The sequence below is a fragment of the Streptomyces sp. NPDC001070 genome (assembly GCF_053598835.1).
Genome location: NZ_JBSFLB010000039.1, coordinates 17,350 through 30,059 on the forward strand (window position 1 = coordinate 17,350; position 12,710 = coordinate 30,059).

At 71.3% G+C, this 12,710-nt stretch carries 15 protein-coding genes and 1 pseudogene; 9 read left to right on the forward strand and 7 right to left on the reverse strand.

Annotation, left to right across the window (positions count from 1 at the left end):
- Positions 1–19: 19 nt before the first annotated feature.
- Positions 20–844, reverse strand: a pseudogene (locus ACWDAS_RS35040) (FAD-binding oxidoreductase); the annotation flags it as partial.
- 194 nt (positions 845–1,038) lie between these two features.
- Here ACWDAS_RS35040 and ACWDAS_RS35045 point away from each other — a divergent pair.
- Positions 1,039–2,229, forward strand: coding sequence for a zinc-dependent alcohol dehydrogenase (locus ACWDAS_RS35045; RefSeq protein WP_450398906.1), 1,191 nt, complete (start codon positions 1,039–1,041; stop codon positions 2,227–2,229).
- A 50-nt stretch (positions 2,230–2,279) separates the two neighbouring features.
- Here the strand turns inward: ACWDAS_RS35045 and ACWDAS_RS35050 are convergent, their stop codons facing one another.
- The 3 genes from ACWDAS_RS35050 to ACWDAS_RS35060 are packed head-to-tail and all read right to left on the reverse strand — an operon-like array spanning position 2,280 to position 3,892.
- Positions 2,280–2,528: a CDGSH iron-sulfur domain-containing protein gene (locus ACWDAS_RS35050; protein ID WP_450398907.1), complete on the reverse strand. Its 249-nt coding sequence runs from the start codon at positions 2,526–2,528 to the stop codon at positions 2,280–2,282.
- The gene (locus ACWDAS_RS35055; RefSeq protein WP_450398909.1) at positions 2,512–3,165 is read right to left on the reverse strand and encodes a HemK2/MTQ2 family protein methyltransferase; all 654 of its coding nucleotides are present in this window, start codon (positions 3,163–3,165) and stop codon (positions 2,512–2,514) included. The genes ACWDAS_RS35050 and ACWDAS_RS35055 overlap by 17 nt, the downstream gene beginning before the upstream one ends.
- 55 nt (positions 3,166–3,220) lie before the next feature.
- Positions 3,221–3,892, reverse strand: a complete 672-nt coding sequence (locus ACWDAS_RS35060) for an HAD family hydrolase (protein ID WP_450398910.1) — start codon at positions 3,890–3,892, stop codon at positions 3,221–3,223.
- A gap of 176 nt (positions 3,893–4,068) precedes the next feature.
- Here ACWDAS_RS35060 and ACWDAS_RS35065 point away from each other — a divergent pair, with 176 nt between their 5' ends.
- The 5 genes from ACWDAS_RS35065 to ACWDAS_RS35085 all read left to right on the forward strand — a co-directional run bounded on the left by ACWDAS_RS35065 (position 4,069) and on the right by ACWDAS_RS35085 (position 7,409).
- Positions 4,069–5,139, forward strand: a complete 1,071-nt coding sequence (locus ACWDAS_RS35065; protein WP_450398912.1) for an iron-containing redox enzyme family protein — start codon at positions 4,069–4,071, stop codon at positions 5,137–5,139.
- Positions 5,136–6,035 (forward strand): Rieske 2Fe-2S domain-containing protein, encoded by a 900-nt coding sequence (locus ACWDAS_RS35070; RefSeq protein WP_450398914.1) that lies wholly within the window; start codon positions 5,136–5,138, stop codon positions 6,033–6,035. The genes ACWDAS_RS35065 and ACWDAS_RS35070 overlap by 4 nt, the downstream gene beginning before the upstream one ends.
- Positions 6,036–6,054: 19 nt before the next feature.
- Positions 6,055–6,531, forward strand: coding sequence for a hypothetical protein (locus tag ACWDAS_RS35075; RefSeq protein ID WP_450398916.1), 477 nt, complete (start codon positions 6,055–6,057; stop codon positions 6,529–6,531).
- A gap of 286 nt (positions 6,532–6,817) precedes the next feature.
- Positions 6,818–7,144: a plasmid stabilization protein gene (locus ACWDAS_RS35080; protein WP_450398918.1), complete on the forward strand. Its 327-nt coding sequence runs from the start codon at positions 6,818–6,820 to the stop codon at positions 7,142–7,144.
- Positions 7,145–7,253: 109 nt separating this feature from the next.
- Complete coding sequence (locus tag ACWDAS_RS35085; RefSeq protein WP_450398919.1) at positions 7,254–7,409, forward strand: DUF6131 family protein; 156 nt, start codon at positions 7,254–7,256, stop codon at positions 7,407–7,409.
- A 32-nt stretch (positions 7,410–7,441) separates the two neighbouring features.
- Here ACWDAS_RS35085 and ACWDAS_RS35090 read toward each other — a convergent pair whose 3' ends face one another.
- On the reverse strand, positions 7,442–7,624 hold the full coding sequence (locus ACWDAS_RS35090) for an SDR family NAD(P)-dependent oxidoreductase (RefSeq protein WP_450398921.1): 183 nt from the start codon (positions 7,622–7,624) through the stop codon (positions 7,442–7,444).
- A 58-nt stretch (positions 7,625–7,682) separates the two neighbouring features.
- Between ACWDAS_RS35090 and ACWDAS_RS35095 the strand changes: the two genes are divergently transcribed.
- Positions 7,683–8,315: a UdgX family uracil-DNA binding protein gene (locus ACWDAS_RS35095; RefSeq protein WP_450398923.1), complete on the forward strand. Its 633-nt coding sequence runs from the start codon at positions 7,683–7,685 to the stop codon at positions 8,313–8,315.
- A 379-nt stretch (positions 8,316–8,694) separates the two neighbouring features.
- Here ACWDAS_RS35095 and ACWDAS_RS35100 read toward each other — a convergent pair whose 3' ends face one another.
- Together ACWDAS_RS35100 and ACWDAS_RS35105 are read right to left on the reverse strand one after the other, a co-directional pair.
- Positions 8,695–9,255, reverse strand: coding sequence for a hemerythrin domain-containing protein (locus tag ACWDAS_RS35100; RefSeq protein ID WP_450398925.1), 561 nt, complete (start codon positions 9,253–9,255; stop codon positions 8,695–8,697).
- A gap of 298 nt (positions 9,256–9,553) precedes the next feature.
- Entirely contained in the window at positions 9,554–10,459 is a 906-nt protein-coding gene (locus tag ACWDAS_RS35105) for a short-chain dehydrogenase/reductase (RefSeq protein ID WP_450398926.1), read from the reverse strand.
- 120 nt (positions 10,460–10,579) lie between these two features.
- On the opposite strand from ACWDAS_RS35105, the gene ACWDAS_RS35110 reads away from it, so the two are divergent.
- Both ACWDAS_RS35110 and ACWDAS_RS35115 read left to right on the forward strand, forming a co-directional pair.
- Positions 10,580–11,035, forward strand: coding sequence for an SRPBCC family protein (locus ACWDAS_RS35110; protein WP_450398928.1), 456 nt, complete (start codon positions 10,580–10,582; stop codon positions 11,033–11,035).
- Positions 11,036–11,062: 27 nt separating this feature from the next.
- Positions 11,063–12,685: a phytoene desaturase family protein gene (locus tag ACWDAS_RS35115; protein ID WP_450398929.1), complete on the forward strand. Its 1,623-nt coding sequence runs from the start codon at positions 11,063–11,065 to the stop codon at positions 12,683–12,685.
- Positions 12,686–12,710 lie beyond the last annotated feature (25 nt).

Here is a 12,710-nt window from a genome sequence, read left to right on the forward strand (position 1 = left end):
AGCTGAACCCGTCGGCGAGGACCAGTTCCAGCTCGGCGCGCAGCACCGTGACCAGGGTGCCCTCACTGCCGACCAGGGCACGGGCCACGTCGAAGCCGTTCTCCGGCAGGAGTGAGTCGAGGTTGTAGCCGGACATCCGGCGCTGGAGCTTCGGGAAGCCCGTGCGGATGTCTGCCAGGTGGCGGTCCGTCAGCTCGCGCAGGTCCCGGTGGAGCTCAGCCTTGCGGCCTCCGGCGGCCATGACGGCCTCGTACTCCTCCGGCGATGTGGGCCCCACCCGGCAGCGCAGCCCGCCGTAGGTGAGGATCTCCAGACGGCGTACGTTGTCCACGGTCTTGCCGTACGCCTGGGCCGACGCGCCGCAGGAGTTGTTGCCGATCATCCCGCCCAGCGAGCAGTGGCTGTGCGTCGAGGGCTTCGGCCCGAACGTGAGCCCGTAGCCGGACAGCTGCCGGTTCAGCTCGTCCGGCACGATGCCCGGCTCCACCACGCACGTCCTGCTCTCGGCGTCGACCGATACCAGGCGGTGGCAGTACTTGGTCCAGTCGATGACCACCGCGGTGTTCGTGCACTGGCCTCCCAGGCTCGTACCGCCGCCGCGGGAGAGCACCGGCGCGCCGAACCGCGCGCACACCTCCACCGCCGTGGCTCCGGCATCCAGGTTCCGGGGCACCACCACGCCCAGCGGCACCTGGCGGTAGTTCGATCCGTCAGTGGCGTAGGCGCCCCGGCTGCCCGCGTCGAAGCGCACCTCGCCGTCCACCCGCTCGCGCAGGGCGCGCTCCAGTCCGGCCAGGTCCAGTCCGGCCGCTTCGTCCTCGGCGATGTCCGCGTCGCGAGCCATCTGCGTCGTCCGCCTCCTGGTGGTCGGTGAACCGCCTCGGCGCCCCAGTCACGCGTTCCCGAACCGGACGTTCCCTAACGCCCCCCGAGCACGGATCGGCCGGATGACGCACCTCCGGGGCGGGCGGTTCACCGGCGTGTCCACGGGTACCCGATGGTCCTGCCGTGAAGACAACCGCGAGGAAGTGATCGATCATGCGGGCCACCGTGTGGCACGGCAAGCACGACGTACGGGTCGACACCGTGCCCGACCCCCGGATCGAAGAGCCCACCGACGCGGTGGTGCGCATGACGTCCACCGGACTGTGCGGCTCGGACCTGCACCTGTACGAGGTGCTGGCCCCGTTCATGACTCCGGGCGACATCCTCGGTCACGAACCGATGGGCATCGTCGAGGAGACCGGCTCCGAGGTGGACAACCTCTCTCCCGGCGACCGCGTGGTGGTGCCCTTCCAGATCGCCTGCGGAACCTGCTACATGTGCCGGGAAGGGCTTCCGACGCAGTGCGAGACGACCCAGGTCACGGAGTACGGGTGCGGGGCGGAGCTTTTCGGTTACACCAAGCTGTACGGGCGCGTGCCCGGCGCGCAGGCCGAGTACCTGCGCGTTCCGCAGGCCCAGTTCGGGCCGATCAAGGTTCCGGACGGGCCGCCCGACGACCGGTACGTGTACCTGTCCGACGTACTTCCCACGGCCTGGCAGGCGGTGAAGTACGCCGACGTTCCCCAGGGCGGCGCCCTGGCCGTACTGGGCCTGGGCCCGATCGGCGACATGTGCTGCCGGGTCGCCCGCCACCTGGGCGCCGGACGGGTCATCGGCATCGATCACGTACCCGAGCGGCTGACCCGGGCACGTCATGACGGAGCCCAGGTCTTCAGCCTGGACGAGTACGACCACCAGGACGACCTGGTGAGAGCGGTCCAGGACGCCACCGATGGCCGCGGCCCGGACTCCGTGATCGACGCCGTGGGCACCGAGGCGCACGGCAGTACGCTGGGCAAGCTGGCCCAGCAGTCCGCGGGCCTGCTCCCGCGCGCCTGGGCGGCCAAGCTGATGCAGACCGCCGGCGTCGACCGTCTCGGAGCCCTGCACCTGGCGATCGCCCTGGTCCGGCGGGGCGGCACTATCTCGGTGAGCGGCGTGTACGGCGGCATGACCGACCCCATGCCGATGATGACGATGTTCGACAAGCAGATCCAGCTGCGCATGGGCCAGGCCAACGTCCGGCGCTGGAGCGACGAGATCCTCCCCCTCCTGACCGACGAGGACCCGCTGGGCGTGGACGACTTCGCCACGCACCACGTACCGCTGGAGCAGGCGCCGCAGGCGTACGAGATGTTCCAGAAGAAGACCGACGGCGCCATCAAGGTCCTCATGCACCCCTGAGAGCGCGCAGCGTGACGGCGTCCGCCCGATTACCGTGTGCCCCGGGCTGATCACTCGGTGCCCCGCCCCGTCGGACCGTCGGCCGAACCCGCTGAAGTCCTGGTGCGACGGCGATGACTGGTGTCGCACCAGGGGTAGCTGCGGCTGCGGCGGCACGCGCAGATTGCCACGACGAAGCGATCGGAGCGCACGACTCGGCCGTCGTCCAGGACGACCTCGACCGGGCCCTCTATCAGGATCGGCCCCTCGGCGGTGAGCGTCACGCGCGTCGGGGCGGACTCGTCATTCGCGTTGGGCACGGATCACCACCAGCTCTTCTTTTTCCTCTCCCGGTGCTATCAGCCCCTGCGACTCCAGCCAGGTGGCGCGGCGGCGCAGCACAGGGCCGAACGGGACGTACCGGCGTTCGGTGACGTTGGCTCGCAGTCCCGCGCGGTGCAAGCGCATCAGGGTGCGCTCGACGCCGCACAGCGCCGAGTGGACCAGCAGCAGGACTCCTCCCGGCGCCAGCATCGGCGGTGCGTCGGCGCAGACCCGGTCGAGCAGCGCACGCCCGTCGGGTCCCGCATCCCAGGCGACAGCGGGGCCCCGGCTCGGCAGGCGAGGCCGCGGTGAGGGCACGTACGGCGGATTGGCCATGATCAGGTCGAACCGGCGACCGGTGACCGGCGCGGTGAGATCGCCTCGCAGGACCCGGATGCGCAGGCCGTTGAGGCGTGCGTTCAGCCATGCCGTGCACACCGCACCCATCGAAGCGTCGACGGCGGTCACCTGAGCGGCGCCGAGCCTGGCAGCAGCCAGGGCGAGTGCCCCGGAACCGGTGCCCAGGTCGAGCACATCGCCACCGGCCGGGAGGGACTCCTGCTGCAAGGCGTCCTCCAGCAGAAGGGTGTCGTCCTGCGGTCGGTAGACGCCCGGAGGGCGCAAAAGCCACATAGGGCGTGGCTACCCATGAGCCGGTGGCCAAACGTGCGGCCCGCCGATGCGAGGGTCACCGCCACACAGGGCTGCTGTCGAGGGAGGCCAGCATGTCCCGGGGGTCCCGGTGCACGGCGACGGCACCCGCCTCTTCCAGCGCCGAACGGCTGATGCCGCCGGAGAGCAGCGCCACACAGGGCACCCCGACCTTTCCGGCGGCCTCGACGTCCCACACCGTGTCGCCCACGAAGACCGCCCGGTCGGCGGGTACCGCGGCACGCTCCAAGGCCTGCGCCACGAGGTCGGGAGCCGGTTTGCTGGCCGAGACGTCGTCCTTGCTCGTGGCGTCCGCGATCACGTCGTCCGCAGCGAGAGCGGCGCGCATGACCGTGAGCTCCCTGGCATCGGCCGACGTCGCCAGCACGATCCGGAAACCCCGGGCGGCCACCGCGCGCAGCAGGTCCGCGGCACCGTCCAGCGGGGTCAGCGCGGGGGCGTACGTGCCGTACAGGGCCTTGTGGGCCGCGCTGATCCCGTCGTCGCCGCTCCGGTCGCGAGCGTCGCCCAGCAGACGCTCCACGAGGTGGTCGGAGCCCATGCCGATGCAGCGGTGGACATCGGCCATCGGCACGCTGTACCCGGCCTGCCGGAAGGCCTCCCACCACGCGACGACATGGAGGTAATTCGTGTCGACGAGGGTGCCGTCCATGTCGAACAGGGCGGCACGGTCATGCTCGTCGTTCATGATGCCCGCTCCTTCCGCTCGGGTACCGGAGTGGTTCACCCCGGGCGGCTACCCGCCGCGAAGCCGGATAGGCGCCGCCTGATCCGGGCGAGGCCTCCGGCATGGAGCGAGCGGCCTCGGGCAGGCGCTCCGTGATGCGCCCCGACCCGACCCCTCGGAGGGAGGGGGAGCACGTCATGACCATCGTTCCCGACCTGGGCCTTGAGCCCGCGGCCCCCGCGGCACGCGGGCCGCTGTCCGCGGCCATTCTGGACGCGCTGGCGGGCGGGTCACCCGTCACCCCGCTGCCCGGGGCCGGCTCCGCGTGGGAGAAGGCGTCGGAGCGGGCGGATCCGTACGGGGAGGATCTGCAGCTGGCCCTGCACGTCTGCTACGAACTGCACTATCGCGGGTTCGCCGGCGTCGACCCCGCCTGGGAGTGGGATCCCGGACTTCTGCGGCTCCGCGCCGGACTGGAGGCCGCCTTCGAAGCGGCGTTGCGGGCGGACACCGGCGGAGGTGGCAGCCGCTCCGAGCTGGACAGGGAACTGGCAGCGCTCCTGACCGAGCCCACGGACGCCCGCGGTGTCTCGCACCACCTGTGTGACGACGGTACGTGGGAGCAGATGCGCGAATACTTCGTCCACCGGTCGGTGTACCAGCTCAAGGAGGCGGATCCGCAGGCCTGGGTCATCCCGCGACTGACCGGCCGGGCCAAGGCCGCGCTGGTCGCCGTCGAGTACGACGAGTTCGGCGCGGGCCGCGCCGAGCGCGTACACGCCCGGCTGTTCGCCGACCTCATGCAGGACGCGGACCTGGACCCGTCGTACGGCTACTACGTCGACGTCGTGCCGGCGGTCACCTTGGCCACCGTGAACCTCATGTCCCACCTGGGCCTGCACCGCCGCCTGCGCGGCGCACTCGTCGGGCACTTCGCCGCGGGGGAGATCGCCACCGCCCCGGCTGCGCGCCGCATGGTGCAGGCGGTGGACCGCCTCGGCGGCGGCCCGGCGTGCCGGTACTTCTACAGTGAGCACATCGAGGCCGACGCCGTGCACGAGCAGGTCATGCGCCGCGAGGTCGTAGGCGGCCTGCTGGAGCGCGAACCCGCGCTCACCCCCGACGTCGTGTTCGGGGTGCGCGCGACCTGCCTGCTGGAACAGCGCCTGGAGGAGCACCTGCTGGGCGCATGGCGCAGCGGTCGCTCCTCGCTGCGCGATCCGCTGTCAGGCCCGTCACGAACCACACAGAAAGGTGGCTCCCCATGAGGCTGACCCCATTGGCCACCACAACGAAACACGCCCCGAGCGGCGCGTTCACGGACGCACTGGACGTCCTCGAAAGGCAGGAATGGCTGGACGGCCCGGCCGGGACCGTCCGCAACGCCGTGCGGGCCCTGCCGCTGGGCCGGGGCCGGGATGCGCTGCGCGGCCTGTGGCTCGGCCACCCCCTCCACCCGGTGCTGGTACAGCTGCCCATCGGCGCCTGGACCAGCGCCGGCATACTCGACCTGCTTCCCGGCCAGGGCAAGGCCGCCCGCCAGTTGGTGGCGGTGGGCCTCGTCTCGGCCGTACCGGCGGCCCTCGCCGGATGGGTGGACTGGGCGGAGCAGCGCCCCCGGCAGGCCCGGGTGGGCGTGGTTCACGCGGCGGCCAACATCGCCGCCGTCACCGCGTACGCGGGTTCACTGGCGGCCCGGATGAAGGGCCGCCCCGTACTGGGCCGGGCCCTGGGCTACGGGGGCATGGCCATCGCGACCGTGGGCGGGGTACTCGGCGGCCACCTCGCCTACCGGCAGGGCGCGGGCGTCAACCACGCGGAGTCGGTGCCCGTACTGGTGGAGCCGGGCTGGCATCGCATCGGGGTGCCGGCGGACTTCCCGGTCGGTGAGCCGATGCGGCGGATGGCCGACGAGGTGGCGGTGGTGGTGGTCCGAGAGGACGACGGGCGGCTGTACGCCCTGGCCGATCGCTGCAGCCACATGGACGGCCCCCTCCACGAGGGCAAAGTCCTCGAGGGGTGCCTCGAATGCCCCTGGCACGGCAGTCAGTTCCGGCTCTCGGACGGCGTGAACGTCCAAGGACCGGCGACCGCGCCGCAACCCCGTTTCGACTGCCGGATTTCCGCGGACGGGCAGGTCGAAATCCGCCTCGCACAGAGCTGAGCCACGAGAAGGAGCCGCCATGAGTCAGGAAGCTCTCGGGATCTACATGAACGATCATCTGGCGGGTTCCACCACCGGGCAGTTGATCTCACGCCACCTTGCCGATCACCACCGCTCCTCGCCCCACGGTGGCGAACTGGCCCGTGTGGCGGACGAGATCGCGGAGGACCGTCAGACCCTCCTCGACCTGATGGCCGCACTCGACGTACCCGCACGGCGCCACAAGGTGTACGCAGGATGGCTCGCCGAGAAGGCGCGCCTGGTCAAGCTCAACGGACGGGTCACGCGTCGCTCCGGACTGAGCACGGTCATCGAACTCGAAATGCTGCGACTGGGTATCGAGGGCAAGAGCCTGCTGTGGCAGACGCTCCTGTCACTCCCCCCGTCGAAGGAACTCGACGAGGCGCGGCTGCAGAACCTCCTGGCCCGCGCGCGGGAGCAGATCGACACGGTGGAGACCGTACGCCGGGAAGCGGCCAGCGCCGGCCTGCGCTGACCGCGGCGGCACCGCGATGGACGGCGCGCCCGGGGCCCGCGGAGAGGTTCGCGACGAGCTCACGCGGGACGCGGTGTTCTTGCCCGCCGTATGCGCGTCCACGGTGTGCCGCACGAGGGGCGTCCGGTCGGCCGGGGTGGGCTGCCGCCGACGGTGGATCGCGAGCTCCACGGCCATGACTGTGACAGCTCCCGCCGCGAGGCCGCTGGAGTGAAACCGGTGATGATTCGACGGTTCGGGGTAGCCGTTCCTCCAGAGACCAACAGGAGCAAATGGGGTGAATCGCATGCCCGCAGGATCGAACCGCAAGCGTGAGCGGCAGTACGAGCACATCAAGGAGAGCGTGCAGGACCGGGGCGAGAGCGAGAAGAGGGCCGAGGAGATCGCGGCCCGCACGGTCAACAAGGAGCGAGCCCGTGCGGGTGAGTCCAAGACCGCAAGCCGGAGCTCGACCGAGGACATCTCCTCCGGGAAGCGCGGCGGTCAGCGTTCGCACAAGGGATCTCAGGGCCCGACCCGTGACCAGCTGTACGCGGAGGCCAAGCGCCGCAACATCGACGGCCGTTCCCACATGAACAAGGAAGAGCTGCAACGTGCTCTGGGGGACGGCTGATCGGGGCTCACCGGGCGCAGCAGGCCCTGAAACGGCCGCGTCCGCCGTCGCGTGTCAGCGCACGCGTGCACAGCATGCGGGGGTTCAAGGCCGACCAACGGAGGGCATCATGGTCATCCTCGGCATCATCCTGCTGATCATCGGCTTCCTTGCCGGGTTCTCGATTCTGTGGACCATCGGGATCATCCTGGTGGTCATCGGCCTCGTGCTCTGGGTGCTGGGCGCCGTGGGGCACGGTGTGGGCGGTCGACGGCACTACTGGTAGACAACCGCGCCCCCCGGCGTCGGGGTGTACGGTCAGCTGCCACGCCGGAGGCCGCGCGCGACGGCCGCCGCGGCCGCGGCAGCCAGTCCCGTGCGTTCCCGGGCCGGCAACGCGACCCGGTCACCCCGGGCCGCGAAGGCGCGGGCCGCGGCCCTGCCGACACCGCCACTCGCCCCGGTCACCACGACCGTCCCGTTGTGCCCCTGCTTCGTCATGGACCTCGGGTGCCCCGTCGGGCGCTTTGTATCGGCGAGCCCGGGTAGGCGCGACGACATGGCGGAATACGACGCCACGCCCTATGTCCCGGACCGTGCCGACCTCGAGGCCCTGAGCCGGGCGGCGGCCGACTGCCGGGGGTGCCCGCTGTACGCGGATGCCACGCAGACCGTCTTCGGCCGGGGGGAGCCGTCGGCGCGCCTCGTGCTGGTGGGGGAGCAGCCCGGTGACCAGGAGGACCGGCAGGGGCGGCCTTTCGTCGGGCCGGCCGGAAAGGTGCTGCACAGAGCGCTGGAGGAGGCCGGGCTCGATCCGGACGAGGTCTATGTGACCAACGCCGTCAAGCACTTCAAGTTCACCGTCCCCGAGCGAGGGAAGCGGCGCATCCACAAGCAGCCCACGCTTCGTGAGGTCGCGGCCTGCAAACCGTGGCTGGAGGCGGAGCTGGAACGGGTGGCCCCGCGGATCGTGGTCGCGCTCGGCGCGACCGCGGCCAAGGCCCTGATGGGGCCGGAGTTCCGGGTGACCCGGCAGCGGGGGAAACTCCAGATGCCGGGCGTGCCGATCGACGGAGCGCACGTCCTCGCCACCGTTCACCCCTCCGCCGTGCTGCGCGCCGGAGAGAACCGTGAGGCGATGTACGCGGGGCTGGTCGCGGATCTGCGCGTGGTCGCGGACGCACTCGCATGACGCCGTCCGGAGCGTTGCACCAGTTTTGGGGACGGACCTCGGGAAGGCGAACCGATGTCAGAATTCGCGTCCCTCGCGTGCAGGAAACGCGGTCGCAACCGTCGTGATCCTGGCGTTCCGTGCGGCGGCCCGGCTGTTCGGGCGGCGCGGGAAGCACGGCCCACAGCCGGAACCGATGTCTCGCGCAGCGGGGGGCACCCCACCGAAGGGGGGCACGACCGAGGGCGCCGGGCTGATCGCGATGACGGCGGAGCCATCCCCGTCACGAGGCCGCGAGGCTCGTCGCGGGAGAGAAGACGTCCGGCGCGTGCTGCCACCCTCGGGCACCACGCGCCGGACGCTGTGGTTCCCCGAACGGGGAGAGGCGGAGAACAGGTCTTCAGGACCGGCCGCGGCCGGTGACGAAGTCGCGGACACGATCCACGAGCCCCGCCCCGGGGGCCAGCAGCTTGTTGCCGGGAGGGGTGTCCGGCGCGGAGGGGTGGGGGCGCGTCGGCGCGACCTTCTTGGCGCGGCGGACACTGTCGCCGAGGCCGTTGAGTTGTTCGGGAGTGCAGACCTGCGCAAGCGCCGGGAACAGCTCGAGTTCTTCCTCCCGCACGTGTTCCGTGACGTCCGTGATCAGCTTCTGGACCCGGACGTCGAACTCGGGATCGTCCACCTCCAGGTTCTCCAGGTCCTTGAGGACGCGCTCGACCTCGGCGTGGTCCTCGATCTCCTTGTTGGTCAGCGCGGCTCCACCTGCGATGTGCTCGCGCACGGCGGGGTAGAGGTACATCTCCTCGGCCACCGAATGCCGGACCAGTTCGATGGTGACCTCGTCCACCACGTTCCTGCGCTCCTTGTCGCCCGCCGGGAGTCCCCTCAGGCGGGCGAAGAACTCCTCCACCTCCCGGTGGTCCGCTGTCAGCTCCGAGATGATGTTGCCACCGTGTCCCATCACGCACCTCTTTCCAGAGTGTGGGGTTGCGTCGGTGTACTTCCTCGCGGCTTCCCGGTCCTGCCCGGGTCACGCGCCCGAATCGGCAGAACGTGAATGCCCACGGTGAGCGGCATGGTGCCGACGAGGTACTCATGGGGGACGGCCCATTGCATCCGTTCCATTCGCATGGAACGCGGTCATCCCTCACCTGCGGGTCAACGCGCCGCTCCAGGAGGCCGGTTGCATGGGCATCCCAGGCGGCGCCCGGCCCGGGCCCGGGCCGAACCTCCGGCAGAGCCTGGCCTCGGGTGCCGCTTCACCCCCGCGACCGGGGACCGCCACTGACACCGCACCCGCCGATCGCGTCGGCGCGGCCGCCGGCGCCGAGGAGGCCGGTGTCGGTGATGTCGGGGCGCTGTTCCAGAGCCCCCAGCGCGCGCCGGGCCCGCCAGGTGACGAGGCCGGGCAGGAGGACTCTGACCGCTTGGACGCCGCGAAGCCAGGGCTGCGCGTAGACCGCCGGCGCGCGGCGTTCGATGCCCCGGGCCAGGCGTTCCGCGGTGGCTTCGACGGAATAGGTGCGGCTCGCCGGCCAGGGCATGAGGGCCCGCAGTTCGCGCAGAGTCGCGTGGCGCTGTGCGTCGCGGATCATCTCGGTGTCCGTCCAGCTCAGGTAGGCGACACCCACGTCGACACCTCGGTGTGCCACCTCAGCGCGCAACGAGTGGGCGAAGGACTCGACACCGGCCTTGGAGGCGCAATAGCCCGACATCAAGGGAGCGGCGCCCATCGCCGCGAGTGAGGAGATCTGCAGGTAGTAGCCGCAGGTGGTGATCAGTGCCGGAAGGAAGGCGTGGGCGGTCAGGGCGCTGCCGACGAGGTTGACCTCCACGATCCTGCGCCAGGTCCCCATGTCGGAGTCGACGAAAGGCGCTCCTCCGGCGACGCCCGCGTTGGACACCACCACGGACGCCGGGCCCAGGCCACGCGTCACGCGGTCCGCGGCGTCGCGCAGGGCGGCCTCGTCCGTGACGTCGACGCACCACGCCAGGGCGGCACCGGGTAGGTCCGCCGCCGCGGCCTCGAGCTCCTCCTGCTCCAGTCCGAGCAGGGCGACGCGTGCTCCTCGGGCCGCCAGCGCCCGTGCCACGCCCCGCCCGATCCCGCGGGCGGCCCCGGTCACCACGGCGGTGTGGTCCTTCAGCGGGGAAGTACCGGCCATGAGCACCACCCGACATTCGCGACAAGATGGCCAAAGCTGTCATAACGACCGTAACCGAGGGCAGGAGACCAGGCGTCCGGAGCGACCAGCGACGGCAACCGGGTGGGTCTGGAGGAGCGCATGGCGGTGCGGCACCGGCTGGTCGGAGGTACTCCCGAGGAGGTGTGGGCCGTTCTCGCGGACGGCAGCGGCTATGGCGACTGGGTCGTCGGGCCCTCCACATCCAGGCATGGTGACGGCGACTGGCCGCAGGTCGGCTCCAGCATCGTGTACACCGTGAGCATCGGCCCGATGAACCTGACCGGGGAAACCGTGGTGCGGATCTGCCGACCGCCGCAGCAACTGGAACTCGAGGCGTTCAGCGGATGGCTCGGATCCGCGCGGATCGCCATCGAGCTGCGGCCCTGGGGCGAGGACACCCTGGTGATCGTCGACGAACACCCATTGCGCGGTCCCGGCGGATCGCTGCACAACGCGGCACTGGACGCCCTGCTGCAGCTGCGCCACCGCAGCATGCTCGGACGGCTGGCGAGAACCGTGGAACAGCTTGGACGACACCGCGGGCGGGACGGCTGAGCGAAGCCGAGGACGGGAGGCGACCACATGCCGGACGCGGTGGTGATCGGTGCAGGTCCCAACGGACTTGTCGCCGCGAATCTGCTGGCCGACGCCGGATGGAGCGTCGAGGTACTGGAGGCCCAGGGCGAGCCCGGCGGCGGAGTCCGTTCGGATCGCGGTGTTCACGCGGACTTCGTCCACGACCTGTTCAGCTCCTTCTATCCCCTGGCCGCTGCCTCCCCGGTCATACGCGGCCTCGATCTGTACCGCGAGGGCCTGCGATGGAGCCACGCGCCGGCCGTGGTCGCCCACCCGCTGCTCGACGGACGCTGCGCGGTGCTGCATCGGCGCGCCGGGGACACCGCCGCGGTCCTGGAGGGGGAGGCAGCCGGGGACGGCGCCGCCTGGCTACGGCTGTGCGCGGCCTGGGACCGCGTCGGCGACGGCATCCTGGATGCGCTGTTCACCCCCTTCCCACCCGTACGGGCAGGGCTGCGGCTTGCCTCACGGCTTCGTACATCGGGAGGGCTGCGTCTGGCACGCACCCTGGTGCTTCCCGTTCGTCGCCTGGGAGAGGAGGAGTTCCGCGGCGAACTGGGCGCGCTGTTGCTGGCCGGAAACGCCCTCCACGCGGATCTCGCCCCCGAGGCCGCCGGCAGCGGGGGCTTCGGCTGGCTGATGGCCATGCTGGGGCAGACCTACGGCTTCCCCGTGCCCGTCGGCGGTGCCCGCTCCCTCACCACCGCCCTGGTCAGCCGATTGCGGCGGAACGGCGGGATCCTGACGTGCGGTGCCAGGGTCACGTCGATTCGCGTGCGCTCCGGCCGGGCCGTCGGCGTGCGCACGGCGGACGGCCGCACGGTGCCCGCCGACCGCGCCGTGCTGGCCGATGTCTCCGTGCCTGCCCTGTACGGAGAACTCATCGACGCCAGGGACCTTCCCCACCGCGTTCTGGACGACCTCCGTCGCTTCCAGTGGGACTTCGCCACCTTCAAGGTCGACTGGGCCCTGAGCGGTCCGGCGCCGTGGGCCACGCCCGCGGCCGCCCAAGCGGGCACCGTACACCTCGCCGAGGGCATCGACGGACTGACCCGGTTCGCGGCACAGATCTCCATGGGGCAGGTGCCCGACCGGCCGTTCCTGCTGTTCGGCCAGATGACCACCGCCGACGGCTCCCGTTCGCCGTCCGGGTCGGAGTCGGCATGGGCGTACACCCACGTTCCGCATCGCATCCGGGGGGACGCCGGGGACGCGGGCATCACCGAGGCGTGGCATCGCACCGATCAGGAGCGAATGGCCGACCGTGTGGAGGCACAGGTCGAGCGGTACGCACCCGGCTTCCGCTCACTGGTCCAGGCCCGCCGCATCCTGGCTCCGCCGGCCCTGGAGGCGAACGACGCCAACCTCCGAGGCGGCGCGATCAACGGCGGCACCGCCGCGATGCACCAGCAACTGGTCTTCCGCCCGCTCCCCGGCACCGGCCGTCCCGAGACACCCATCGCCGGGCTCTTCCTGGCGTCCGCCGGTGCCCACCCCGGAGGCGGTGTCCATGGCGCACCCGGCGCCAACGCCGCTCGCGCCGCCCTGCGTTTCCGCTCCCCGAGCAGGCTGCTCAGCGGTGCACAACGGGCCCTCACCCGCCGCGATCGGAAGGGCGACCGCGACTGATGCGCGCCCCCACATCCATCACGGT